27 protein-coding genes are annotated in these 24785 nt (G+C 66.0%); 16 read left to right on the forward strand and 11 right to left on the reverse strand.

Annotation, left to right across the window (positions count from 1 at the left end; genetic code table 11):
- Positions 1-44: 44 nt before the first annotated feature.
- The 6 genes from ABMA46_RS00300 (at position 45) to ABMA46_RS00325 (ending at position 4323) form a co-directional block, all read left to right on the forward strand.
- Complete coding sequence (locus tag ABMA46_RS00300) at positions 45-992, forward strand: hypothetical protein (RefSeq protein WP_348997294.1); 948 nt, start codon at positions 45-47, stop codon at positions 990-992.
- Between the two features lie 5 nt (positions 993-997).
- The gene (locus ABMA46_RS00305; protein ID WP_348997295.1) at positions 998-1384 is read left to right on the forward strand and encodes a RidA family protein; all 387 of its coding nucleotides are present in this window, start codon (positions 998-1000) and stop codon (positions 1382-1384) included.
- Positions 1381-1731 (forward strand): VOC family protein, encoded by a 351-nt coding sequence (locus ABMA46_RS00310; RefSeq protein ID WP_348997296.1) that lies wholly within the window; start codon positions 1381-1383, stop codon positions 1729-1731. Before ABMA46_RS00305 ends, ABMA46_RS00310 begins: the two co-directional genes overlap by 4 nt.
- A 120-nt stretch (positions 1732-1851) precedes the next feature.
- Entirely contained in the window at positions 1852-2958 is a 1107-nt protein-coding gene (leuB, locus tag ABMA46_RS00315) for a 3-isopropylmalate dehydrogenase (protein WP_348997297.1), read from the forward strand.
- 84 nt (positions 2959-3042) lie between these two features.
- Complete coding sequence (locus ABMA46_RS00320) at positions 3043-3177, forward strand: hypothetical protein (protein WP_348997298.1); 135 nt, start codon at positions 3043-3045, stop codon at positions 3175-3177.
- A 111-nt stretch (positions 3178-3288) separates the two neighbouring features.
- Positions 3289-4323, forward strand: coding sequence for an aspartate-semialdehyde dehydrogenase (locus tag ABMA46_RS00325; RefSeq protein WP_348997299.1), 1035 nt, complete (start codon positions 3289-3291; stop codon positions 4321-4323).
- Positions 4324-4571: 248 nt separating this feature from the next.
- Here ABMA46_RS00325 and ABMA46_RS00330 read toward each other — a convergent pair whose 3' ends face one another.
- Together ABMA46_RS00330 and alr are read right to left on the reverse strand one after the other, a co-directional pair.
- Positions 4572-4997: an ACT domain-containing protein gene (locus tag ABMA46_RS00330; protein ID WP_348997300.1), complete on the reverse strand. Its 426-nt coding sequence runs from the start codon at positions 4995-4997 to the stop codon at positions 4572-4574.
- Positions 4998-5045: 48 nt separating this feature from the next.
- The gene (gene alr, locus ABMA46_RS00335; protein ID WP_348997301.1) at positions 5046-6188 is read right to left on the reverse strand and encodes an alanine racemase; all 1143 of its coding nucleotides are present in this window, start codon (positions 6186-6188) and stop codon (positions 5046-5048) included.
- Positions 6189-6625: 437 nt separating this feature from the next.
- Here alr and ABMA46_RS00340 point away from each other — a divergent pair, with 437 nt between their 5' ends.
- Positions 6626-7012, forward strand: a complete 387-nt coding sequence (locus ABMA46_RS00340; protein WP_348997302.1) for a DUF2794 domain-containing protein — start codon at positions 6626-6628, stop codon at positions 7010-7012.
- 37 nt (positions 7013-7049) lie between these two features.
- Here the strand turns inward: ABMA46_RS00340 and ABMA46_RS00345 are convergent, their stop codons facing one another.
- From ABMA46_RS00345 to ABMA46_RS00360, 4 genes are all read right to left on the reverse strand, one after another.
- On the reverse strand, positions 7050-7616 hold the full coding sequence (locus ABMA46_RS00345) for a GNAT family N-acetyltransferase (protein ID WP_348997303.1): 567 nt from the start codon (positions 7614-7616) through the stop codon (positions 7050-7052).
- 113 nt (positions 7617-7729) lie between these two features.
- Positions 7730-8506 carry a Bax inhibitor-1/YccA family protein gene (locus ABMA46_RS00350; RefSeq protein WP_348997304.1) on the reverse strand — a complete coding sequence of 259 codons (777 nt, stop codon included), beginning with the start codon at positions 8504-8506 and terminating at the stop codon, positions 7730-7732.
- Between the two features lie 235 nt (positions 8507-8741).
- On the reverse strand, positions 8742-11288 hold the full coding sequence (locus tag ABMA46_RS00355) for an ABC transporter permease (RefSeq protein WP_348997305.1): 2547 nt from the start codon (positions 11286-11288) through the stop codon (positions 8742-8744).
- Positions 11289-11575: 287 nt separating this feature from the next.
- Positions 11576-12271 carry an ABC transporter ATP-binding protein gene (locus ABMA46_RS00360; RefSeq protein ID WP_348997306.1) on the reverse strand — a complete coding sequence of 232 codons (696 nt, stop codon included), beginning with the start codon at positions 12269-12271 and terminating at the stop codon, positions 11576-11578.
- A gap of 66 nt (positions 12272-12337) precedes the next feature.
- On the opposite strand from ABMA46_RS00360, the gene ABMA46_RS00365 reads away from it, so the two are divergent.
- The 5 genes from ABMA46_RS00365 to ABMA46_RS00385 all read left to right on the forward strand — a co-directional run bounded on the left by ABMA46_RS00365 (position 12338) and on the right by ABMA46_RS00385 (position 15173).
- Positions 12338-12979: an arylesterase gene (locus ABMA46_RS00365; protein WP_348997307.1), complete on the forward strand. Its 642-nt coding sequence runs from the start codon at positions 12338-12340 to the stop codon at positions 12977-12979.
- Positions 12980-13096: 117 nt separating this feature from the next.
- Complete coding sequence (gene thpR / locus ABMA46_RS00370; protein WP_348997308.1) at positions 13097-13693, forward strand: RNA 2',3'-cyclic phosphodiesterase; 597 nt, start codon at positions 13097-13099, stop codon at positions 13691-13693.
- Complete coding sequence (locus ABMA46_RS00375) at positions 13690-13989, forward strand: 4a-hydroxytetrahydrobiopterin dehydratase (RefSeq protein ID WP_348997309.1); 300 nt, start codon at positions 13690-13692, stop codon at positions 13987-13989. Before thpR ends, ABMA46_RS00375 begins: the two co-directional genes overlap by 4 nt.
- Before the next feature lie 75 nt (positions 13990-14064).
- Positions 14065-14427: a YkvA family protein gene (locus tag ABMA46_RS00380; RefSeq protein ID WP_348997310.1), complete on the forward strand. Its 363-nt coding sequence runs from the start codon at positions 14065-14067 to the stop codon at positions 14425-14427.
- Between the two features lie 242 nt (positions 14428-14669).
- The gene (locus tag ABMA46_RS00385; protein WP_348997311.1) at positions 14670-15173 is read left to right on the forward strand and encodes an invasion associated locus B family protein; all 504 of its coding nucleotides are present in this window, start codon (positions 14670-14672) and stop codon (positions 15171-15173) included.
- 65 nt (positions 15174-15238) lie between these two features.
- On the opposite strand, the gene ABMA46_RS00390 is transcribed toward ABMA46_RS00385, so the two are convergent.
- Positions 15239-16606 carry a chloride channel protein gene (locus ABMA46_RS00390; protein WP_348997312.1) on the reverse strand — a complete coding sequence of 456 codons (1368 nt, stop codon included), beginning with the start codon at positions 16604-16606 and terminating at the stop codon, positions 15239-15241.
- 204 nt (positions 16607-16810) lie between these two features.
- Here ABMA46_RS00390 and rlmN point away from each other — a divergent pair, with 204 nt between their 5' ends.
- Together rlmN and ABMA46_RS00400 are read left to right on the forward strand one after the other, a co-directional pair.
- Positions 16811-18043 carry a dual-specificity RNA methyltransferase RlmN gene (gene rlmN / locus ABMA46_RS00395; protein WP_348997313.1) on the forward strand — a complete coding sequence of 411 codons (1233 nt, stop codon included), beginning with the start codon at positions 16811-16813 and terminating at the stop codon, positions 18041-18043.
- Positions 18040-18519, forward strand: a complete 480-nt coding sequence (locus ABMA46_RS00400) for a hypothetical protein (protein ID WP_348997314.1) — start codon at positions 18040-18042, stop codon at positions 18517-18519. Before rlmN ends, ABMA46_RS00400 begins: the two co-directional genes overlap by 4 nt.
- On the opposite strand, the gene ABMA46_RS00405 is transcribed toward ABMA46_RS00400, so the two are convergent.
- A complete protein-coding gene (locus tag ABMA46_RS00405; RefSeq protein WP_348997315.1) occupies positions 18500-19141 on the reverse strand; it encodes a LysE family translocator in 642 nt (213 codons plus the stop codon). The two genes, ABMA46_RS00400 and ABMA46_RS00405, sit on opposite strands and share 20 nt — an antisense overlap.
- A 193-nt stretch (positions 19142-19334) precedes the next feature.
- On the opposite strand from ABMA46_RS00405, the gene ABMA46_RS00410 reads away from it, so the two are divergent.
- On the forward strand, positions 19335-20558 hold the full coding sequence (locus tag ABMA46_RS00410) for an argininosuccinate synthase (RefSeq protein WP_348997316.1): 1224 nt from the start codon (positions 19335-19337) through the stop codon (positions 20556-20558).
- Between the two features lie 65 nt (positions 20559-20623).
- Here the strand turns inward: ABMA46_RS00410 and ABMA46_RS00415 are convergent, their stop codons facing one another.
- From ABMA46_RS00415 to ABMA46_RS00425, 3 genes are all read right to left on the reverse strand, one after another.
- Positions 20624-21421, reverse strand: coding sequence for a lytic murein transglycosylase (locus ABMA46_RS00415; protein ID WP_348997317.1), 798 nt, complete (start codon positions 21419-21421; stop codon positions 20624-20626).
- Between the two features lie 195 nt (positions 21422-21616).
- Positions 21617-22339, reverse strand: coding sequence for a beta-ketoacyl-ACP reductase (phbB, locus tag ABMA46_RS00420; RefSeq protein WP_348997318.1), 723 nt, complete (start codon positions 22337-22339; stop codon positions 21617-21619).
- Positions 22340-22466: 127 nt separating this feature from the next.
- A complete protein-coding gene (locus ABMA46_RS00425) occupies positions 22467-23645 on the reverse strand; it encodes an acetyl-CoA C-acetyltransferase (RefSeq protein ID WP_348997319.1) in 1179 nt (392 codons plus the stop codon).
- Positions 23646-23936: 291 nt separating this feature from the next.
- Between ABMA46_RS00425 and phaR the strand changes: the two genes are divergently transcribed.
- Positions 23937-24548, forward strand: a complete 612-nt coding sequence (gene phaR / locus ABMA46_RS00430) for a polyhydroxyalkanoate synthesis repressor PhaR (RefSeq protein ID WP_348997320.1) — start codon at positions 23937-23939, stop codon at positions 24546-24548.
- Positions 24549-24785 lie beyond the last annotated feature (237 nt).

A 24785-nucleotide genomic window follows, 5' to 3' on the forward strand; every position in this document is an offset into this window, starting at 1 on the left:
CAACGGCGGCCGTGACCGCCGGCGCTCAGAGACGGAGAGATATCATGCGGCTTGCGCTTGCAGGAGTCGGTGCGATTGCGTTGCTTGCCGTGGCACAGCCGCCGGCCGTCGCGCAAAGCGCCGGCCAGGCGCCGGCGACCGCTGTGGCCAAGCCATCGCCGGACAGCACCTCGCCAGGCATTACCGACGCGCCCGCGACCGACGACGCTTCGGACTCCGACACGGCCGACGCCCTGCCGCCGCCGCTCGCCTTCGAGGGCGGGCGGTTCACCGTCACGCAGCCCGAGGAGTACGGCGAGAAGATCTTGTCCTACGACGGCAAGGAGATCGCGCGCGACTATTTCGTCATGCTCGACAAAGTCGTCGAGGTGTCCGGCAAGAAGGTGGCGATCTACGATGTCGGTCCGGGCGGCAACGCCTGCGGGCCGACCGCGCTGCTGGTCTGGAAGCCCGATGCCGGCGGCGGTATCGAAACGGTCAGGGTCGGCGAGGATTGCGGCGCCCCGCCCGCCGCCGTCTCGGACTACAACATCGTCTTCCTTCCCTATGTCCTGCCCGGCGCCACGGCGCTGGTCCAGACCTGGTCGCCGGAGACCGGGTTGACGACGGCGGGAGAACTGTCCTTCTCGCCCGAGCCCGGCACCGGCTGGAAGGATCTCCGTCCGTCGAAGCTGCAAAGCATGATCGACACGCTGCGCAACGCGGCGGTCTATCGCACGAGCCGCAAGCTGCTCGGCAAGAGAATGGAAGAGGTCGTCACCGGTCTCAGCGTCAGCGGCGCGCCGGAAACCACCAAGATGGGGCTGATCTACGGCAACGGCTGCACGCCGCACGCCTGCGGCGCCGCCGATTCCTTCATGGCCGTCGATACGAGGAACAAGGCCGTCTACTTCGCCCACCAGGGCGACAAGGGCATCGACGCCTGGCCCGCGCTGAAACGCTGGCCGGCCGCCATACGCGGCCTCATGAGCGCCGCGATCGCGCCGAACTGACTGCCATGCGCAAGCTGATCTCGACCGGCTCCCTCTTCGAGAAGACGGCCGGCTATTCGCGCGCCGTCGTGCAGGGCGACTGGTGCTTCGTCTCCGGCACCACCGGCTACGACTACGCGACCATGACGATGCCCGACAGCGTCACGGAGCAGACCCGCAACTGCATGGCGACCATCGCCAAGGCGTTGGAGACCGCCGGCTTCAATCTCGCCGATACCGTCCGCGTCCATTACTACGTCACCGATCCGGCCTCCGTCGATGTCGTCTTCCCGATCCTCGGCGGCTATTTCGGCGAAATCCGTCCTGCCGCCACGATGATCGTGTGCGGGCTCGCCAAGCCTGAGATGAAGATCGAGATCGAGGCGACGGCGCTGCGGAGAACCGCGCCATGACCGTGCGCCGCGTCGTCGCCAACCTGGCGGCAGCCGACATCGCCGCCGCGAGGCGCTTCTATGGCGACGTGCTCGGCCTCGACATCCTCATGGACATGGGCTGGATCGCCACCTACGGCTCGAACGAGCAGATGACGGTGCAGTTGAGCGTCATGCGCGAAGGCGGCTCTGGCACGCCCGTGCCCGATCTCTCAATCGAGGTGGACGATGTCGACAGGGTGCTGGCCGGCATGAAGGAAGCAGGCTTTCCGATCGAATACGGCCCCGCCGACGAGCCCTGGGGCGTGCGCCGCTTCTACGTGCGCGACCCGTTCGGCAAGCTGGTCAATATTTTGATGCACGGCTGAAAACCCGACCTGCGCTGGATCAGCGATTTGCAACCGATTCGCCTTGCGCGCCAGCGCTGCGCCGGTTAGCAAAGCCCCGGTTCGCAAGCATTTTCACGGCATCATTCCAGGACAGGTCTCATGGCTTCCAAAAACCTCTTCCTCCTCTCTGGCGACGGCATCGGCCCCGAGGCGATGGCCGAGGTGAAGAAGCTGATCGCGGCCATGAACGACAAGTTCGGCTCCGGCTTCGTCACCGACGAGGGATTGGTCGGCGGATGCGCCTACGACGCGCACGGCCAGGCGATCTCCGACGCCGACATGGACAAGGCCATGGCGGCGGACGCCGTGCTGTTCGGCGCCGTCGGCGGCCCCAAATGGGATGCCGTTCCCTATGAGGTCCGTCCGGAGGCGGGACTGCTGCGCCTGCGCAAGGACATGGAGCTGTTCGCCAATCTGCGCCCCGCCATCTGCTATCCGGCGCTGGCCGATTCCTCCTCGCTCAAGCACGAGGTGGTCGAGGGCCTCGATATCTTGATCGTGCGCGAGCTGACCGGCGGCGTCTATTTCGGCGAGCCGAAGGAGATCATCGACCTCGGCAACGGCCAGAAGCGTGGCATCGACACGCAGGTCTACGACACGTTCGAGATCGAGCGCATCTCCGGCGTCGCCTTCGAGCTCGCGCGGACGAGGCGCAACCATGTGACGTCTATGGAAAAGCGCAACGTCATGAAGTCGGGCGTGCTCTGGAACGAGGTGGTGACGGCGACCCACAAGGCGAAATACGCTGACGTCAAGCTCGACCACATGCTGGCCGACGCCGGCGGCATGCAACTCGTGCGCTGGCCCAAGCAGTTCGACGTCATCGTCACCGACAATCTGTTCGGCGACATGCTCTCCGACATCGCCGCCATGCTGACCGGCTCGATCGGCATGCTGCCGTCGGCTTCGCTCGGCGCGCCTGATGCCAAGACCGGCTCGCGCAAGGCGCTCTACGAGCCGGTGCACGGGTCCGCGCCCGACATCGCTGGCAAGGGCATCGCCAACCCGATTGCCATGATCGCGTCCTTCGCCATGTGCCTGCGCTATTCCTTCAACATGGTGGCGGAAGCCGACAGGCTGGAAGCGGCGATCGCGGCGGTTCTGGACGAAGGCTACCGCACCAAGGACATTATGTCCTCCGGCATGAAGGAAGTCGGCACCGTGGAGATGGGCGACGCCGTCCTCGCCAAGTTCCTCGCCGGCTGACCCGACCGGGCCGCGCCGGCGGCCACGATCTCGTTGACTCTTGGCGCAAAGCGCGTAAAAGCCGCGCCGAACAGGAATGATTTCATGCGCGGCCTGCTGATGGCCTTTTTCGCCCTCGATTTTCCCGGTCACGGCGTCATGCCGGCCGGCGGTCGTGCGCATGCGTTCTTCGCTTCGACCAAAACCACGGCCAAAAAAACGACCGCCACCACGGTCTGATCTCCCTTGGCCATGCCGATCCTCTCCCCGGCCTGAGCCGGAGGGGGACGGAACCCGCAACGGCCGGCGGGTTCTCCCAGGATCAAGCGGAGAGCGACAGGAGATGTCTTCATGGGTTTCAAGGTTGCGGTAGTCGGCGCCACGGGCAATGTGGGCCGCGAGATGCTGGGCATTCTGGAAGAGCGCGGCTTTCCCGCCGACGAAGTGGTGGCGCTGGCCTCGCGCCGCTCGGTCGGCCAGGAGGTCTCCTACGGCGACAGGACGCTGAAAGTGCGCGCGCTGGAGACCTATGATTTCTCCGACACCGACATCTGCCTGATGTCGGCCGGCGGCAACGTTTCCAAGGAATGGTCGCCGAAGATCGGCAGGCAGGGCTGCGTCGTCATCGACAATTCCTCGGCTTTCCGCACCGACGCCGACGTGCCGCTGATCGTTCCGGAGGTAAACCCCGACGCCATCGACGGCTTCACCAGGAAGAACATCATCGCCAACCCCAACTGCTCGACCGCGCAGATGCTAGTGGCGCTGAAGCCGTTGCATGACGCCGCCACCATCAAGCGCGTGGTCGTGTCGACCTACCAGTCGGTCTCCGGCGCAGGCAAGGAAGGCATGGACGAGCTCTTCACCCAGACGCGCGCCGTCTTCGTCGCCGATCCGGTGGAAGCCAAGAAGTTCACCAAGCGCATCGCCTTCAACGTCATCCCCCATATCGACGTCTTCCTGGACGACGGCTCCACCAAGGAAGAGTGGAAGATGGTGGCCGAGACCAAGAAGATGCTCGACCCGAAGATCAAGGTGACGGCGACCTGCGTGCGCGTGCCGGTCTTCATCGGCCATTCGGAAGCGGTGAACCTCGAATTCGAGAAGCCCATCACCGCCGACGAGGCGCGCGACATCCTGCGCGAGGCGCCGGGCTGCCTCGTCATCGACAAGCGCGAGGACGGCGGCTACATCACCCCGATCGAGAGCGCCGGCGAGGACGCGACCTACATTTCGCGCATCCGCGAGGATCCGACGATCGACAACGGTCTCAACATCTGGATCGTCTCCGACAATCTGCGCAAGGGCGCGGCGCTCAACGCCGTGCAGATCGCCGAGCTTCTCATCGCGCGCGGCCTGATCCAGCCCAAGCAGAAGGCGGCCTGACGTCCGACTTACCGTTTAAAAGCAAGGCAATCGGTATCGGGCACGATACGCCCCCGCCCTTGACCCTTTTCCCCGCAAGGGTGGGGCAATCGCATATGGTGCAGCACCCCCACCCCTAACCCCTCCCCGCAAGGGGGAGGGTGAGACTGTGGCGCCACAGTGCGCCAACCTGGCGATTTCGAGCGAAACGGTGATGTCAGCGTCCCCCTCCCCCTTGCGGGGAGGGGTTAGGGGTGGGGGTTATTGCGTCATGCGCGATCGTCTTGCCGCGGACGCGAAGGAGACAGATCCCGCAGCACATCCATCGCCTCACCCGCCCGGTTGGCCGGCACGAACAGGTGGTCGTGATGGTAAGCGGAAACCGGATTGACGCTGATGCCGGTCGCCGCCAGGGCGGTCGTGACCGCGGCGAGGAACCCGACGGCCTCCAGCGACGAATGGACGGCGAGCGTGATCATCCGGCAACGATAGTCGGCCTCGAGGCCCGCCGTGTGCGCCTCGTCCTCGGACAGGACCAGGGTCGTGCCTTCCTCTTCGCGAAAAGCCATCACCGGCTCGATACCCTGCGGCACTCCTTTCCCGTGCGGCACTGTCGCGAATACGAGGATATCCGGCCGCAGTCGCGGCTGCATGGCACCGATCAGCCGGCCAAGGTCGGTTTCACCTGTTGTCATGAAGGATCTCCCGAAACCACGGTCGATATATCCGGCATCGGCTACGCGTCATTGGTCGACATAACGCCTGAAGAAACGGGAGCCGAGGCCGGTCAGGACCTCGTAGCCGATCGTGCCGCCGCCGACGGCGACCTGATCGACGGATTGCGACGGGCCGATCAGCTCGACCAGGTCGCCGGCCTTCAGCCGGCCCGCCGGAACTGCCGAAATGTCGAGGACGATCGAATCCATCGAGACCCGGCCGACGAAAGGCAGCCGCCTGCCGTCGACGAAGGCAGCCGCCGCGTTGTGTCGCTGCCAGCCGTCCGCATAGCCCAGCGATATGGTGGCGGTGCGCAGCGACGCGGCGGCCCGGTAGGCGTGGCCGTAGCCGACGCCGGCACCGGCACCGACCTCCCGCGTCTGGATGACCCTGGCGTCGAGCCGCACGACGGGTCGCATGGGATTTTCGGCGTCCGGCGTCGGATTGATGCCGTAAAGGGCGGCGCCCGGCCGGGCGAGATCGAATTGCCAGTCGGCGCCGAGGAAGATGCCGGAAGAATTGGCCAGCGAGGCAGGCGCTGCCGGCAGCATGGCGCTGAGCCGCCGGAATTCGAGAAGCTGTGCCTTGTTCGCCGGATGGCCCGGCTCGTCGGCGCAGGCGAGATGGCTCATCACCAAGACGACGTCGATCCCGTCGAGGCCGTGTCTATCGGCGGCCAGGCGCTCCACCTCGCCGGCCGTCATGCCGAGCCGCGCCATGCCGCTGTCCACCTGCAGCGCCGCCTTCAACCGCCGTTCCAGCCGCCGCGCTGTCTGCCGCCATGCGGCGACCTGCTCCGCGCTGTTGAGCACCGGCGTCAAACCGGCTGCCGCGCAGGCCGCCTCCGCGCCTGGCGGAACGCCGTTCAGGATGAAGATGGAGGGGGCCTCTCCGAGGACCTGCCTGAGCGCGATGCCTTCCTCGGCCAGCGCGACGAAGAACGTGTCGCAACCCTCGCGCTGCAGCGCCTCGGCGATCGGAGCGGCCCCGAGCCCATATCCGTCGGCCTTGACGACGCCGGCGCAGGCGCCGCCGCCCAGCCGCGCCTTCAGGAGCCGGTAGTTGGCCCGGACCGCGCCGAGATCGATCGTCAGGACGGCGCCCGCCGACGCCTCTTCGGGTGGCGGGCATCCGGGCGACGGGCAAGGCCGCATGTCTGCAAAGGTCATCGTTGCCTCTTCTGTCACTCCCATCGGTAGCGACAGATGCAGCAGACCGCAATGAAGGCAAAGAAAAACCGGTGCCAGTCTGCTACCGACACCGGATCATTCAGGATTTTGGGATCGTCGCGCTCGGCCTTTCGTCAAGGCCGAGGTTGGTTCGATCCGACGCAGACCCGTGGGCGGGGGGCTTGGGGTTTACGAGCCGGTGCCGGACCGAACCGTCTCAGGCAACGGGTGTAAGGTCGTCGGACATTGGGGCGCGAGCACGGATAAAATGTGGCAGAAACGTGTCCGGCCATCACCATTTCCAACAGTCGTTTCATAAATGTGAGGGGGCGTTTTCCGACATTGCGTCTTTCGGCGGCTCCCGATCGAAGTCTTGCAATTCAGGGCTGAAAGCGCGACCTTGGTCGGCGAAGGTTGGTCGAAGCAAGGATCGCGGCATGGATGATAGCGGCGGCGGCAGGGAGGAGGGGGACGCATCCGCAATATTGATCCCGCTCGGCGAGGCGCGACGGCAGGGACAGGAAATGCCGGTCTCCTTCGACCGCCGCGAACTCGAACAGATTCTGAGACTGTACGGCCGCATGGTCGCCGCCAACGAGTGGCGCGACTATGCCATCGACCACATGACGGACCGGGCCGTCTTCTCCGTCTTCCGCCGCGCCAGCGAGGTGCCGCTGTTCCAGATCGTCAAGGATCCGAAGCTGGCGCGCCGTCAGGGCGCCTTTTCCGTGGTCGCGGCGGGCGGGCGCATCCTCAAGCGCGGCCACGAACTCGCCCGCGTGCTCGGCGTGTTCGACACGAGGCTGAAGCTGGTCAAGGCGTAGCCCCCCCCAGCCCGGCCGCAAAGGGTCGGAAGAGAAACTAGTCTCCCCTGAACCTGCGTTCCGGCCATGACTGCGGATCGGGCGCAAGGTCAGCCCCGCCGTTCATGGCAAGCTGCATGAAGGTGGTGGCCAGCCAGCGGCCATGCTTGTAGCCAGATCCTTCCAGCCTCCCCGCATGGACGAAGCCGAGTTTTTCGTGCAGCCGCACGGAAGCGCTCTTCGGCCCGCCGTCGCCGATGACGGCGACCAGTTGCCGGAACCCGAGCGCCTGCGTGGCCTCGATCAGCGCCTGCATCAGCGCGCGCCCGACGCCGCGGCCCTTCGCCTCCGGCGCCACATAGACCGAATCCTCAATGATGAACCGGTAGGCCGGCCGCGCCCGGAACGGACCCGCATAGGCATAGCCGAGGACGACACCGTCCTGCTCGGCGACCAGATAGGGAAACCCGCCGGCCCGCAGCGTCTCGAAGCGCGTACGCATCTCGGCCTCGTCCGGCGGCTCCAGCTCGTAGGTGGCCGTGCCGTGAACGACGGCATCGGCATAGATGGCGGTGATGCGCGCCAGATCGGCGTCCCCGGCCGGGCGAATGTCGAGAGTGCTCATGGAAGGCTTGGGTCCGTTTCGTCACCCGAAAAGAGCAAAGCTTCCGGCAAAAGAAAAGGGCGACCCTTGGGCCGCCCCTGACATTGCGCTGTTCCAGCGGTCTGGAGACCGTCCTAGCGGCGGTCGCCCATGAACTGCAGCAGGAACATGAACATGTTGATGAAGTCGAGATAGAGCTGCAGCGCGCCCATGATGGCCTTGCGGCCGGCGACCATCACGTCGTCGCCCACATAGTACATTTCCTTGATCTTCTGGGTGTCGTAGGCGGTGAGGCCGGCGAACACCAGCACGCCGATCGCCGAGATGGCGAAGGACAGCGCCGAGGACTGCAGGAAGATGTTGATCAGCATGGCGATGATCAGGCCGAACACGCCCATGATCAGGAACGAGCCGATTGCCGTCAGGTCGCGTTTGGTGGTGTAGCCGTAGAGCGACAGCGCGCCGAAGGCGGCGGCCGTGGCGAAGAAGGTCTGCGAGATCGACGCGGTCGTGTAGACCAAGAAGATCGACGACAGCGACATGCCGACCAGAGCCGCATAGACCCAGAAGGTGGTCTGCGCGGCCGAAACGCTCATCGACTGGACGCGGAAGGACAGGAAGAACACGGCCGCCAGCGGCGCCAGCATCACCACCCAGCGCAGCGGCGAGGCGAAGATGGCGTAGCCGAAGGATGTCAGCATCTCGCCGTTCGGCAGCGTGGCGACAGCCGAAGCGGGATCGGTCGTGGTCGCCAGCATGACGGTGCCGATCGCGGCAAGGCCGGTGATCAGCAGGCCAAGGCCCATCAGGTTGTAGACCTTGATCATGTAGGCGCGCAGGCCCTGGTCGATCGCGGCGTCGGCGTGGCCTGCGGGCACGGCGCGCGTCTGATAGTTGCGGAAGTCAGACATGGGATTCCTCTGTTGCTCTGCCCCGTCGGGTGTCGGGCACCGGCCCAGGCGCCGCTGGCGGGGCTCCAGCATGCCTGCTGCAAATATGAGGGTTATTCTCACCAAGAACAAGACCATGACTGGGCGCAACGCTTCGTGATCGGCTTGCCCTGCCGTGGAACGCCGGCTTTACGGGCCGTAACATGACGAAAATTTAACCCGAGCCACCACCTCTGACCGCATTGCGGGCTGGAAATCAGAGCGTCCTTAGCACGGGTGCGGCCTTTTGCCCGAGAATGCGCCATGTGCCGGCAAGCCCGATGCCGATGGTGAGCGCCAGCGCCAGCACCACCGTGATGAGCGCAACCTCGGGCATGAAATGCGCCGGCAGTCGCATGACGGTCGCCACCACGAACCAGCCGGCCGCGCCGCCGGCGAGCAGCGCGAACGCCGCCGTCGCCAGGCCGATCAGCGCGTATTCCAGCACGAAGGCGATCATCAGCGTGCGTCGCGTCGCCCCCAGCGTCTTGAGCACTACCGCATCGTGGATGCGCGCCCGGTTGCCCGCCGCCAGCGCGCCCGCCAGCACCAGCACGGAGGCGACCAGCGCCACGCCGGCTGCGGCGCGGATCGCCGTGCCGAGCTGGCCGACCAGCCGGTTGACGACATCGAGCGCGTCGCGGACTCGGACCGAGGTCACGGTCGGGAAGCGTTTTGTCACCGCGTTCAGCACCCGCGCATCATCGGCGGCCGTCGCCTTGCGATCGGCCAGCGTCGCCAGCCAGGCATGCGGCGCGCCGGCGAAGGTGTTGGGCGAGAACACCATGACGAAGTTGATGTTCATGGTCTCCCATTCGACCCGCCGGAAGCTCGCCACTTTCGCCGTGACGTTACGGCCCAGCACGTTGACGGTCACCGTATCGCCGAGCTTGAGGCCGAGCGCCTTGCCCTCATCGGCCGCGAACGACACCAGCGGCTCGCCCGAATAATTCGCGGGCCACCATGCGCCTTCGCTCAGCGTCGCATTGGCCGGCTTGTCCGCAGCATAGGTTAGGCCGCGGTCGCCCTTCAGCACCCACGCCCCTTCCGGCGCCACGTCGAGCTTGTCGGCTGGCGTGCCGTTCAGCGCCATGATGCGCCCGCGCAGCATCGGCACCTTGTCGAGCACCCCGGCAGGATCCTCTTTTGCGATCAGCCGGGAAAAATCTTCGACCTCGCTGCCCTGGATGTCGACGAAGAAGAAGTTCGGCGCACGCGCCGGCAGGTTGGCGCCGATCTGGCGGCGCAGGTTGCCGTCGATCAGCGCCAGCGTCACCAGCAGCGTCAGGCCGAGGCCGAGCGACAGCACGACCGAAGGCGTCAGCGCGCCCGGCCGGTGGATGTTGCCGACCGCGAGCCTGAGCGCGGTGGACGAGACGCGCGGGCTTTTCCTCGCCAGCCATTGCACCAGCGCCGCGACCGCCCGCAGCACCAGGAAAGAGACGATCGTGGCGGCGACGAAGATCGCGGCGATGCGGCGCTGATCCGAGACCAGCACAGCGATCGCCGCGAGTGCAGCAGCAATGCCGAGCGCCGTCGCGACATAGGCGAAACGCGGCAGGCCACGGCTTTCGAAACCCATCTCGCGAAACAGCGCCGTCGCTGGCACGTCGCGGGCGCGGCCGAGCGGCAGGATGGCGAAGGCCAGCGTCACCATCAGCCCGAACAGCGCAGCCAGCGCCAGCGCACCCGGGTAGAAGCCGCCCGCGGCCGGAACCGGAATGACCGAGCGCAGTGCCGCCGCGGCGGCGAAGGGCATGGCCGCGCCGAGCAGAAGGCCGGCCGCGATGCCGATGGCGGCGATGATAAGGATCTGCGTCAGGTAGAGCGTGAAGACGAAGCCGCCGGACGCGCCGAGGCTCTTGAAGGTGGCGATGACGCCGCGCTTGCCGTCCAGATAGGCGCGCACGGCATTCGCCACGCCGACACCGCCGACGACCAGCGCCGTCAGGCCGACCAGCGTCAGGAATTGCGAAAAACGCTCGATGTTGGACGACAGCGCCGGCGCGGCATTGGCGCGGGTGCGGATCGACCAGCCGGCCTGCGGGAAATCGGCGTTCGCCTTCTCCTCCGCGGCCCTGACGGCCGCCTCGTCCGCGCCGATGGGCAGGCGCACCTTGTAGGCGTGCTCGACGAGGCTGCCGGGCTGGACCAGCCCGGACGCGGCCATCGCCGCCTGCGAGATCATCAGCCGCGGCGCGAAGCCGAATCCGTCGGAGATCGCGTCCGGCTCGTCCGTGAGCACCGCGCGCAGCTCGATCGTCGCCGACCCCAGCATGACCCGGCCGCCGACCTTCAGCCCGAGACGCTCGAACAGGATGTCGGGCGCGGCCGCGCCGAAGGCGTCGTTCCTTTCACCGAACAGGTCCTGCCGGGAAAGCGCCGGCGCTATGGTCAGCGCGCCGTAGAGCGGATAGGCGGCGTCGACGGCCTTGACCTCGACCAGCGCCTGGTCGGACCCGTCCGTCAGGCGCGCCATCGAGCGCATGCCAACCGTATGCGAGACCGTGCCGAGACCGTCGAGGAAGGCGCGTTCGCGGCCGTCCGCCTCGCGCTGATTGAGTTCGAATCGCAGATCGCCGCCGAGCAGGGTCTGGCCCTGGCTGGCGACACCGGCGGCGATCGAGCGGGCGACGGAATTCACCCCGCCGATCGCGCCGACGCCGAGCGCGATGCAGGCGATGAAGATGAAGAAGCCGGACAGGCCGCCGCGCATCTCGCGCAGGGCGAAGCGGAGGGCGAGAGGGAGGTTTGCGGGCGGCATGGCGGCCTAGAACCGGCAGCCTGTCGAGGTCGCGCTGCATGGCGCGCGTCCCAGAGGAAGAACAATCGCAAACGGTGCAGCACCCCCACCCCTAACCCCTCCCCACAAGGGGGAGGGGGATTTTGCGGCGGCCCCACAGTGCGCCGACGCTGGCGGTTTCGGTCGAAACAGTGGCGCCAGCGTTTCCCTCCCCCTTGTGGGGAGGGGACAGGGGTGGGGGTGCGCGCCAGCCGAAATAAGTGACTTGGCGGGCCAGAGAGAGGCGGAAACAAACAGGTGCTTGGCCGTCATGCGGTCACCAGACGCGCCGGCTCCGCCTCGATCCGTCCCGAGCGCATGGCGACCTGCCGTGCGCAGCGGGCGGCCAGCGCCGGATCGTGGGTGACCAGAACCAGCGTCGTGCCGCGCTCGGCCGCCGTGGAAAACATCAGGTCGGCGATCTGCTGTCCCGTCGACTGGTCGAGATTGCCGGTCGGCTCGTCCGCGATCAGCAGGGGCGGGCGCGGCGCCAGCGCCCGGGCGATCGCCACGCGCTGCTGCTCGCCGCCGGACAGTTCGCCCGGGTAATGCGTCACCCGCGCGCCGAGGCCGACAGCCTCCAGTTCGCGCGCGGCGATGGCGAAGGCGTCGCGACGGCCGGCGAGCTCCAGCGGGACCGCGACGTTTTCCAGCGCCGTCATGTTGGGAATGAGGTGGAAGGACTGGAAGACGATGCCGATGGTGCGGCCGCGAAACGCCGCGATCTCGTCCTCGCTCTTGCCGCCGAGCGTTTCCCCGGCGATGGTCACAGTGCCGGTATCGATGCGCTCCAGCCCGGCCAGAACCATCAGCAGGGTGGACTTGCCGGAGCCGGAGGGGCCGACGATGCCGGTGGCCTCGCCCGCGGTGACCGTCAGGTCGACCTTTCTCAGCACCTCGACGCGCGAGGGACCTTCGCCCAGCGTCAGCGACACGTCTTTCAGCTCGATCACGGCTTCCGGCACGGCTGCACGATCCTATATGGAGTGGGAACAGGCGAGGATTGGCCTCGCTCATATGGGGCCGCGCTCATGCGTTTCAAACACGTCCTGCCGCTCGTCGTCGTGATTGCAATGAGCCTCGCTTCTTCATGGCCGGTTTTGGCCAAGCCGATCGCCATCGTCGGCTTCGGCGACAGCCTGATGGCGGGATACAACCTTGCCCCGGGCGAAGGCTTCACCGACCAGTTGCAGGCGGCGCTGCGCGCGAAGGGTCACGACGTCACCGTCGCCAATGCCGGCGTTTCCGGCGATACGACCAGCAGCGGACTGGCCAGGCTCGATTGGTCGGTACCGGACGGCACCGACCTCGTCATCCTGGAACTCGGCGCCAACGACATGCTGCGCGGCATCGATCCGGCCGAAGTCTCAAAGAACCTCGACGCGATGCTGGCGCGGCTGAAGGCGCGCAGGATTCCGGTCTTGCTCGCCGGCATGGCGGCGGCGCCCAATCTCGGCCATGCCTATGGCGAGGCGTTCGGGACGATCTATCCAAAACTCGCCGGGAAATACGGCGCGACCCTCTATCCGTTCTTTCTCGACGGCGTCGCCGGCAACGCCTCGCTGGAACTGGACGATCGTATGCACCCCAACGCCGCCGGCGTGAAGCGCATGGTGGACGGCATATTGCCGACGGTCGAAAAGGCGCTGACCGCTCTGCCGAAGACGCCGTGAACGGGCAAGGCAACGCTGCCGACGCATTGTGCGATGGACAACAAACCGCTTGCCCTGCTCCCGCTTCGATGATTCGCTGCGGGTGTGGAGTTCGATTCGAGGACAGGAGGCTTTGCCATGCCGCGTCTTTTCACCGCCCTCGAAATTCCGCGTGAGGCCGCCCTTTCGCTCTCGCTGCTGCGCGGAGGCTTGCCGGGAGCGCGCTGGATCGACGTGGAGAACTACCACATCACCCTGCGTTTCATCGGCGACGTCGAGGGCCATGTTGCCGACGAGGTGGCCGACGCGCTGGACAGGGTGCGACGCTCGTCTTTCTCGCTGACCCTGTCGGGCGTCGGCGCTTTCGGGGGAAAGAAGCCGCATTCGATCTGGGCGGGCGTCTCCGCCTCGCCGGACCTGCACGCGCTGCAAGGCGAGATCGAGCGCATCTGCCAGCGCCTCGGCCTGCCTTCCGACCCGCGCAAGTTCATGCCGCATGTCACCCTCGCCAGGCTGCGCAACGCCAGCCCGATCGACGTGGCGCACTATCTGTCGGCACGCGGCAATTTCGCCGCCATGCCGTTCAGGGTCGGCCGCTTCGTCCTGATGTCATCCCGCGACTCGGTCGGCGGCGGACCCTATATCGTCGAGGAGACATGGCCGCTGGCGAGTGGCGACATGCGCCCCGCCAATCGCCAGGACGACGCCCTGGACAATTTCCGGCTGATGCGATGACCGGACGCGCGAAACTGTCTCCGGACGCCATCGAGGAGGCGCTAGCCTCCGCCGACGGCTGGGCGCTGGCAGAGGATGGGACCTCGATCCGGCGCACCTTCACCTTCCGCAATTTCTCCGAGGCCTTCGCCTTCATGACGCGCGTCGCCCTCGCCGCCGAGAAGATGGACCATCATCCCGACTGGTCGAACGTCTACAAGACCGTCGAGGTCGCGCTGAACACCCACGACGCTGGCGGCCTCACCCGCCTCGACTTCGAGCTTGCCGGCAGGATCAACCGCATTTTCGGCGGCTGATCCTTGCAGCCCGCCTCCGCCTTCACCACATTTTGATCGCGGGCCGGTGGTCGGCACCGCAGGGAGAAAGGCTGGATGGCTCAGGAAAAAGGCTTCGATTTCTTTCGCTTCGGCGGCACGGCCGGCGACGAGGGCGAGGTTCGCGCGAAATTCTGGCGGACCGCGAAGAAGGCCGCCAAGCAGGTTCCCTTCATGGAAGAGCTTGTCGCCGCCTACTACTGCGCGATGGACAGGAACACGCCGCTGCGCGCCAAGGGTATCCTTTTGGCGGCGCTCGGTTATTTCGTCCTGCCCACCGACACCATTCCCGACTTCATCTTCGGCCTCGGCTTCACCGACGACATCGCCGTGCTGACGGCGGCGATCACCGCCGTGCGGGCACACATCACGCAGGCCCACCGCTTGGCGGCCCGCGAGGCGCTGGCCGACGAGAGCTGACTGTCGTTTCGCGAACTCGAGCGGCGGCCAGTCAAACTCTCGCCGCTTTCCTGCACTCCAACTCCCGCCCGGGACGGCGCGCTGCTTCGGGCAGCGCGCTTGATTGGCGGCGGGTTCCTTTGGCGGGCCTTCTTTTTGCGAGGGAGTTCACGCTTTGGTAACCCAGATTAAATCAAAATGAAACGAACGGGCGGGGCGCGGCGCCGGCCTGCCCCGATTTTATTTGGACTACAGGAAAGACGATGCGCGGACTGATTGCTACGATTTCGAGCCTAGCACTTTTGGCGATGGCGGGACCGGCGCTTGCACAGCAGGCGACCAAGCTCGGCCAGCACAACGCCTGGGGCACCTACAGCTACCAGGCATCGAGCGGCAAGGTCTGCTACGTGCTCACCGTTCCCACCGACAAGCAGCCGGCCAATTTGGACCACGGCGACGTGTTCTTCTTCGTCAGCCAGCGGCCCGGCCAGCAGGTCTCCTACGAGCCGCAGTTCATCGCCGGCTACAATCTGCAGGACAATTCCAAGGTGACCGCCACCGTCGGCTCCAGGAGCTTCACCATGTTCACGCGCGGCAAGTCCGCCTGGGTGGAGAACGCCGCCGAGGAGCCGCAGCTCATCGCCGCCATGAAGGGCGGTGCCGACCTCAAGGTCGAGGCGAAATCGGCGCGCGGCAATCCCACCAGCTACACCTTCTCGCTCAAGGGCATCACGGCCGCGCTTTCCTCGATCTCGAGCTGCAAGTAACGAGGCGCAGGACCCGCGGCGCGACGGCCGCCGGCTTACAAAGTCCTGTCAAAAGGTCGTCTTGATCAGGCAGCTTCGGGTTGGGCGGGAGCCGTCGCCGCAGTCTCGGCACGCTTGCGCCTGATGGCATCCGCTATGTAGACGCGCGACAGCGCATGATAGAGTGGCTCGTGCGAGATCATGCGCGCCGTGCCGTAGCCGAGCATGGAAGCGCACATCAGCGCGATCACGTTGTCATGATTGCCGGTCATTTCCAGAATGATGACGAAGGCGGTCATCGGGGCCTGCACGACACCGGCGAAATAGCCGGCCATGCCGAGCAGCGCCGCGATGCCGGCGCTGGAGCCGAACAGAACGCCCAGCGCCGATCCGAGGCCGGCGCCGACGGCGAGCGACGGCGCGAAGATGCCGCCGGGAATGCCCGCGATTCCGGTGGCCACGCCCGCCACGAACTTGGCGATGAAGAAATACCAGGGCAGCGGCGTGCCTTCGATGGCGCTGCGCGCCTGCGCATAGCCGGTGCCGAATGTCAGGCCGCCGGCGGCGAGGCCGACCGCGGCCACCAAGAAGCCGCAGACGGCCGCGATCAGCAACGTGCGCTTGAGCGGCGTGTATCGGCTCCAGCGCCGGATCCGCCGCGTCGCCTTGAGCGTCAGCACCGAGAAAGCCGCCCCCAATGCGCCGCCGATCACGCCGCAGGCGACGATCAGGCCGGCGTCGCTGGCGAACGAGACCGTGTCGTGCGACACGCCGAAATAGGTGTAGTTGCCGAGCAGTCCGAGCGAGGCGAGACCGGCCAGGATGACGGCTGTCAGCACAAGGCCGTTGGTTCGTGCCTCATAGGTGCGGCCCATCTCCTCGATGGCGAAGACGATGCCGGCGAGCGGCGTGTTGAAGGCTGCCGCGATGCCCGCGGCCGAACCCGCGAGGATGAGGCCCCGCGCCTGTGTCAGGCCGCCCCAGCGCGCCGCCTGCAGCATCAGCGATGCGCCGACCTGGACGGTCGGGCCTTCGCGCCCGATCGAGGCGCCGCAGAACAGCCCGACGATGGTCAGCCCGATCTTGCCCGCGACCATTTTCAGCGACAGCAGATAGGTGCGGTCGTCGTCGTCGCGCAGGTGCCGCGCCGCGATCGCCTGCGGGATGCCGCTGCCCTGCGAATTGGGAAAGAATGCGGACGCCATCCAGGCGCAAAAGACGAAGCCCGCCGGCGTCAGAAGCAGCGGCAGATACCAGCGCCAGCCGCCGGGCGCGCCGGTCAGCGCATGGAAAAGGTCCTGCGCCTTGTCGGCGAGGACCGCGAAGCCGACGCTGACGAGGCCGATCGCCAGCGCGCCGATCCAGAACACCAGGCGCGGCTGCCAGACACGGCGCGACACCCACATGGCGCGCGTGCGCCTCAGCATCGGATAGCGCCGCGATACCCCGGCCATCTGCAACGTCCCAAGCTTCGTGATCGAAGCGCCGTAGCACGGCAGCGCGGCCAGCGGAACCGTGCTTGACCGATCATCCGCCGACTTTGGGTGCGCAACGGCCCGCACGGCAGGCATGACTCGCGCGTCTTTCCGTGATATGCGCCGCGCTTCCGGCGCCGGTGCTGCTGCAATCGGCCACAAATCGCTTATATTGGACCGGCCATGAGCCTTTCATTCGACCTCACCGCCCCCGGCGCGCGCGATGCGCTGCGTGCTGCCGGCGCAGCGGAAAAGCCGTCGCTGGTCGGCATGGACCGCGCCGAGATGGCCGCCGCGCTCGTCGCCGCCGGCATCGTTCCGGAAAAGCAGGCAAGGATGCGAGTCAGCCAACTCTGGCACTGGCTCTATGTACGCGGCGTGTCCGACTTCGCGCAGATGTTCAACATCTCCAAGGACCTGCGCACCGCCCTCGACCGGCATTTCACCGTCGCCCGCCCCGAGATCGTCGAGGAGCAGATCTCCACCGACGGCACCCGCAAATGGCTGTTCCGCTTCCCTCCGAGGGGCGCCGGCCGGCCAGTCGAGATCGAGACCGTCTACATTCCCGAGGAAGGACGCGGCACACTCTGCATTTCCTCGCAGGTCGGCTGCACGCTCACCTGCTCCTTCTGCCACACCGGCACGCAGAAGCTGGTGCGCAACCTCACCGCCGAGGAAATCCTGGCGCAATTGCTGACCGCGCGCGACCGGCTGGGCGATTTCCCCGACCGCGACACGCCGGCCGGTGCCATCGTGCCCACCGAAGGCCGCAAGGTGTCTAACATCGTCATGATGGGCATGGGCGAGCCGCTCTACAATTTCGAGGCGGTCAAGAAGGCGCTGCTGATCGCCTCGGACGGCGACGGGCTGGCGCTGTCGAAGCGGCGCATCACGCTGTCGACGTCGGGCGTCGTGCCGGAGATCGCCCGCACCGGCGAGGAGATCGGCGTCATGCTGGCGATCTCGCTGCACGCGCCGAACGACGATCTGCGCGACCTTCTGGTGCCGATCAACAAGAAGTTCCCGTTGAAGGAACTGATGGCCGCCTGCCGCGCCTATCCGGGCCTTTCCAACGCGCGGCGCATCACCTTCGAATACGTCATGCTGAAGGACGTCAACGACAGCCTCGACGACGCCCGCGCATTGATCGACCTGCTCAGGGGCATTCCGGCCAAGATCAACCTGATCCCGTTCAACCCGTGGCCCGGCACCAACTACCAGTGCTCGGACTGGGAAACGATCGAGCGCTTCGCCGATTTCATCAACAACGCCGGTTACGCCTCGCCGATCCGCACGCCGCGCGGCCGCGACATCCTCGCCGCCTGCGGGCAGCTCAAGTCGGAATCGGAACGCATGCGCAAGGTGGATCGGCTTGCGCTGGAAGCCATGATGATCGCGGGGCACGGCGAGGCGTGAGCCGCGTCCTCGACTATCTGCTGCGTTGCGTCGCCATTCTCTTCGGCTATGCGGCGGCGTCGCTGGCGGCGAGCGCCTTCCTGCACCTGATCGTCGTTGCCCATTTCGAGACCGGGCTGGAAAACCAGCCGGCGCTGACAACCGCGCCGTTCCTGTTTTCCATTCCCTTCGTCGCGCTGTTCGTGGCCTATTTCGCCTTCCTGCCGGCCGCCGTGACGATCCTGATCTCGGAGGTGCTGGCGCGCCGCGACTGGCTGTTCCACGCGTTGGGCGGAGGCATCGTCGCCGCGATCGTCCTGGGCTTCCTCCATGAAGCCGCCGATCCGGGCTTCGAGGTCGCGGGCGCCATGCCGATGCTGACGGTTCTGGGCAGCGGCATCGTCGGCGGCTTCGTCTACTGGCTGTGTGTCGGTCGTGGGGCAGGCGCCTGGCAAGCCTCCGTAGCGCCCCGGGAGCCTACCGCGCCTGGGCGGTGATGATCTTCAGCGCGAAGGCCGAGAACACGCCCGCGAACAGCCAGTCCACCACCCGCGTCACGCGCGGGCTGGCATTCATGGCGGCGGAGAATTTTTCAGCGGCGAAAACCATCGGCGCCGTCACCGGAATGGACAGCACGACGAACATCGCGCCGAGGAAGAACAGCTTGCCCGGCGCATGAGGGTCGTGCGCGGAGACGAACTGCGGCAGGAAGGTCATGAAGAACAGGATGATCTTGGGGTTGAGCAAATTGACGCCCAAGCCCGCCAGCCACGCCTTCTTCAGCGATACTTTCGGTCCCATTTTCTTTTCCGGCGAGAAGGCCGATCCCTTGGTGATCGCCTGAAAGGCCAGGAAGATCAGGTAGCCGGCACCGAAGAACTTGAGCGCGAGGAAGGCATAGGGCGAGGCGACGATCAGCGCCGACACGCCGACGACGACCAGCGTGGTGTGGATGAGCGTGCCCGAAAGCGCGCCGAACATCGAGGCGAACCCGGCGGCGCGCCCCTGGCTCAACGTGCGCGAGACGAACAGCGTCATGTCCGGCCCCGGCGTGATCGCCAGGATGACGGTCGCGACGGCGAACTGGACAAGGACGGAAAGTTCCGGAACGAAGGTCATGACAGGTCTCGCGGCCTCTCGGCGATGATCTGCTTTAGCCGAAACGGCGAAGGCAAGCCATCCCGCTGACAGTCGGCGACGCTGATCCAGCCCTCAGCCGGACGGACACGGGCTGCGCCGCCGCCCGTCGGCCTTGCGGAACCGGGAAGCGGCGTGATACCTCGCCACGCGAAACCTTGCGCGGAACCCGGACATGTCGAAACTGAACAACGTCAAGAAGGTCGTGCTCGCCTATTCGGGCGGCCTCGACACCTCCATCATCCTGAAATGGCTGCAGACCGAGCTGGGCGCGGAGGTCGTCACCTTCACCGCCGATCTAGGCCAGGGCGACTCGGATCTCGAACCGGCGCGCAAGAAGGCCGAGATGATGGGCGTCAAGGAAATCCACATCGAGGACGTGCGCGAGGAATTCGTGCGCGACTTCGTCTTCCCGATGTTCCGCGCCAATGCGCAATATGAGGGCCTCTATCTGCTCGGCACCTCGATCGCTCGGCCGCTGATCTCCAAGCACCTGGTCGACATCGCCCGCGAAACGGGCGCCGACGCCATCGCGCATGGCGCCACCGGCAAGGGCAACGACCAGGTCCGTTTCGAACTGGCCGCCTATGCGCTGAACCCCGACATCAAGGTGATCGCGCCGTGGCGCGACTGGTCGTTCAAGTCGCGCACGGACCTGCTCGACTTCGCCGAAAAGCACCAGATCCCGATCGCCAAGGACAAGCGCGGCGACGCACCCTTCTCGGTCGACGCCAATCTCCTGCATTCCTCCTCCGAGGGCAAGGTGCTGGAGGATCCGTGGGTCGAGCCGCCGGAATTCGTCCACCAGCGCACCATCTCGCCGATGGACGCGCCCGATCAGGTCACCGAGATCGAGATCGAATTCCTGAAAGGCGATCCGGTCGCCCTGAATGGAGAGAAAAAATCGCCGGCCGAAATGCTCGCCGCGCTCAACGATCTCGGCCGCGACAACGGCATCGGCCGCCTCGACCTGGTCGAGAACCGCTTCGTCGGCATGAAGAGCCGCGGCGTCTACGAGACGCCCGGCGGCACGATCCTTCTGCAAGCGCACCGCGGCATCGAGTCGATCACGCTCGACCGGGGCGCCGCTCATCTCAAGGACGAGCTGATGCCGCGTTATGCCGAACTCATCTACAACGGCTTCTGGTACGCGCCGGAGCGCCTGATGCTACAGGCCGCCATCGACGAGAGCCAGAAGGACGTCGAGGGCACGGTGCGGCTCAAGCTCTACAAGGGCAATGTCATCGTGTCGGGCCGCAAGTCGAAGAAGTCGCTCTACCGCAACGACCTCGTCACCTTCGAGGACGACCGCGGCGCCTACGACCAGAAGGACGCCGAAGGCTTCATCCGCCTCAATGCGCTGCGGTTGCGCACGCTGGCGGCGAGAAATCGCGGCTGACAACCCAAAATATCGAAAAGGCCCGGCATTGACCGGGCCTTTTGATGTGTCCGCCTCTCGGGAACTCAATCGCCGTCGATGGCGGTGGCGATGCGGGCGATGGCCTGCTGGTAGACGCTGGCCGAGTTCCAGCCGGCGATGGCGCCCATGTTTCCGTCCGCGCCGACGCCGCGACGCCAGCCGTGTGCGCGCAGGAAGTTGGCGGTCGAGGCGAGCGCCGTTCCCCTGTCGCGCAGGTTCTTGCTGCCGACGCCGTATTTCAGCACGTTGCCGGGCAGGAACTGGGTGTGCCCGATCTCGCCGTGCATGGCGCCGACCGTGCTCGCGCTCAGCGCGCCGCTGTCGACCAGCTTCAGCGCCGCGATGGCGTGCGGCGTGAAGAAGCCGGGACGGCGGCAGTCATAGGCGAGCGTCAGGATGGCGGACACCGTGTTCTGGTTGCCCATATAGGAACCGAAGCCCGTCTCCATGCCCCAGATGGCGAGCAGCACGCCGGGCGACACGCCGTAGTCGCGCTCGATCTTGTTGAAGAGCGCGGCGTTGGATTTCTTCAGCGAGCGCCCCTTCGAAATGATGCTGGCGGCGCCGCGCCGCTTCATGAAGCTTTCCACCGAGCCGCTGAAAGCCTTGTGGATGGCGCGGTCGGCCTTGATGGTTCCGGTCGCGTAATGGGCGCCCGCCAGCGCCGAAAGACCCCGGCTGCCGACGCCTTCCGCTCTGGCCTCCTGGGCAAATTCCGTTTTCCACGCATCGAACCCGGCGGCGGACTTGCCGCAGCTTGCCGCCTGGGCGGCGCCGGTCAGCAGACCGATAACGGCTGCGCCCACCGCCACCAACAGTCTTCCCTTGGCAAGAAATGCCATCTTTCTCTCCTGATTGCCTGAATCGACCCCTTCGCCGGGAATTTGCCAGCCAACGGCGCCAATGTCACGCCCTGCCGTCAGTCCCGCCAAATGTCGGGACCTTGCCGACGATCACGCGCGAATTGTGACGAAGCGGCGGCGGGTCGCGTTTTTTTGGTCGCGGCTCGACCCAAGAGCTTTCGCCGGCGCGCCCGCTCAGGCGAGATACTGCCCGCCATTGGCCGTCAGGGTCGCGCCGGTGATGAAGCCGGCATCGTCGGAAGCCAGGAAGACGACGCAGCGGGCGATCTCTTCCGGCTCGCCGAGACGGCCCGTCGGAATCTGGGCGACGATGCTTTCGCGCACCTTCTCCGGCACCGCCATCACCATGTCGGTGGCGATGTAGCCGGGGCAGATGACGTTGACGGTGATGCCGGCGCGCGCGCCTTCCTGCGCCAGCGCCTTGGTGAAGCCGATATCGCCCGCCTTGGACGCGGAATAGTTGGCCTGGCCCATCTGGCCCTTCTGGCCGTTGATCGACGAGATGGTGACGACGCGGCCGAATTTGCGGTCCCTCATGCCGCTCCACAGGGGATGGGTCATGTTGAAGACGCCGTTGAGATTGGTGCCGATCACCTCGTTCCACTGGTCCCTGGTCATCTTGTGGAACATGGCGTCGCGCGTGATGCCGGCATTGTTGACGAGCACGGACACGGGGCCGAGATCGGCCTCGACCCGCGCTATCCCTGCCGCGCAGGCATCATAGTCGGCAACCGACCATTTATAGGTCCTGATGCCGGTTTCCTCGGTGAACTTCCGCGCCGCCTCGTCATTGCCGGCATAGTTGGCGGCCACCGAGTAGCCCGCATTTTTCAGCGCGACGGAAATGGCCGCGCCGATGCCGCGAGAGCCGCCGGTGACGAGTGCGGTTTTGGTCATGAGATTCTCCTCCCAAGGAAAAAGGCAATAAGGCAGTGAGGCATTACGGCAGTAGGAGAATAGGATGTCAGACAACACGCTGGCCGTTCCCGGCTTCTTCCTCGTGCTGCCCTACTGCCCTATTGCCTTAACTCAACCCTTCCACGCACATCGCCACGCCCATGCCGCCGCCGATGCACAGCGTCGCCAGGCCCTTCCTGGCGCCGCGGCGCTTCATTTCATGGACGAGCGTATTGAAAATGCGGGCGCCCGAGGCGCCGATCGGGTGACCGATGGCAATGGCGCCGCCGTTGACGTTGACGATGTCCGGGTTCCAGCCCATGTCCTTGTTGACCGCGCAGGCCTGGGCGGCGAAGGCCTCGTTGGCCTCGACGAGGTCGAGGTCGCCCGGGGTCCATCCGGCCTTTTCCAGCGCCTTGCGCGAAGCCGGGATCGGTCCCGTGCCCATGATCGCCGGATCGACGCCGGCCGTGGCCCAGGAGACGATGCGCACGAGCGGCGTGATGCCACGACGCGCCGCTTCCGCCTCGCTCATCAGGAGCGCGCCTGCGGCGCCATCATTGATGCCAGACGCGCTGCCGGCCGTGACCGTGCCGTCCTTGTCGAAGGCCGGCTTCAACTTCTGCATCGCCTCGATCGTTGCGCCGTGGCGGATATATTCGTCCTGGTCGACGATGGTGTCGCCCTTGCGGCCCTTGACCGTCACGGCGACGATCTCGTCCTTGAACCTGCCGGCCTTCTGGGCGGCCTCGGCCTTGTTCTGCGAGGCCAGCGCGAACCTGTCCTGGTCCTCGCGGGTGATCTGGTACTGCTTGGCGACGTTCTCGGCCGTGTTGCCCATATGATAGCCGTTGAAGGCATCCCACAACCCGTCCTTGATCATCGTGTCGATCAGCTTGGTGTCGCCCATCTTGATGCCGGCGCGCAGGTGCTGGGCATGGGGCGACAGCGACATCGATTCCTGGCCGCCTGCGATGATGACCTTCGCATCGCCGGTGGCGATCTGCTGCATGCCGAGCGCGATGGCCCTCAGCCCCGAGCCGCAGACCTGATTGAGGCTCCAGGCTGTCGTTTCCTTCGGCAGGCCCGCGCCGATCGAAGCCTGGCGCGCCGGGTTCTGTCCCTGCGCCGCGGTCAGCACCTGGCCGAGGATGACCTCATCGACCTCGCCCGCCTCAATGCCGGCACGGGCAAGCAGGTCCCGGATGACGACGGCGCCGAGCTCGTGGGCGGGCGTCGCGGCGAAGGCGCCGTTGAAGGAACCGACGGGAGTGCGCGCGGCGCTGGCGACGACGATTGACGACATGATGTCCTCCGATGCTTCAGGCGTGACAGGACGCCGATCCTCCGACTTTTCTTGCCGTTTCCGAAACCCCTGTCAAACCGGAAATCGGAGCCCGCTGGAAAGTCTCCGGCAAGACCTGACAATTGCTGCGCAGCATTTTGCAGCGCCGAACAATGCCTCAAAACTCCCGCACTGCACAAACCGCTTGGATTCGTGACGGTTTTACGCATATCCTCGGGCATAGGTTGTGATCGTCATCGGCTGCTTACCAAGAAAGCCGCCAGAAAAGCCGATTGTCCCGGGAGGATGTTGATGGCAGCGAAAGACGAACCGGTCGTCATCAAGAAATACGCCAACCGGCGGCTCTACAACACCGGCACCAGCACCTATGTCACGCTCGACGACCTCGCCGAGATGGTCAAGAAGGGCGAGGACTTCAACGTCCAGGATGCCAAGACGGGAGAGGACATCACCCATTCGGTGCTGACCCAGATCATCTTCGAACTGGAGAACAAGGACGGGCAGAACATGCTGCCCATCCCCTTCCTGCGCCAGCTCATCGCCTTCTACGGCGACCAGATGCAGATGGTCGTGCCGAGCTTCCTCGAACAGTCGATGATCGCCTTCTCCAAGGAGCAGGAACGCTTTCGCGAGCAGATGAAGTCCGCAATGGGCGCCTCTCCGATGGACGTCATGAAGCTGACCACGCCGATGAAGGCCATCGAGGAGCAGGCGCGGCGCAATATCGAGATGTTTCAGAACGCGATGCGCATGTTCACCCCCTTCCCCGCTGCGGGACCGGGCGGCCAGTCGGCCCAGCCCTCGCCCGAGCCGGCGGAAAAGGACGCAGCCGACGGCGGCGATCTTCGGGACCTGAAGGAACAGATCGCCGCCATGCAGCGCAAGCTGGACCGCCTGTCGTAGGCTTATCACGGCGAACGTCTCTTTCGCGCCGTGTTGGTGGACGGTCCTCGACCGGTCGGCGGCGTTGCGAGCAGTTCGGCGCTGCTCGTCCCCGAGTCTCGCCTGTGCAGGCAGGCCACGCGGCCGGCCGGCTTGCCTCAGGGACAAGCCATGCGCGACGCTGGCCTTTGCGATAATTCCGCGACAGGGCTAGCGTGAAGCCGATAACCGCGGCTGCCCGGCCGCCTGTTTCGAGAG

The sequence above is a fragment of the Mesorhizobium hunchu genome (assembly GCF_040081975.1).
In the GTDB taxonomy this organism is placed as follows: domain Bacteria; phylum Pseudomonadota; class Alphaproteobacteria; order Rhizobiales; family Rhizobiaceae; genus Mesorhizobium; species Mesorhizobium hunchu.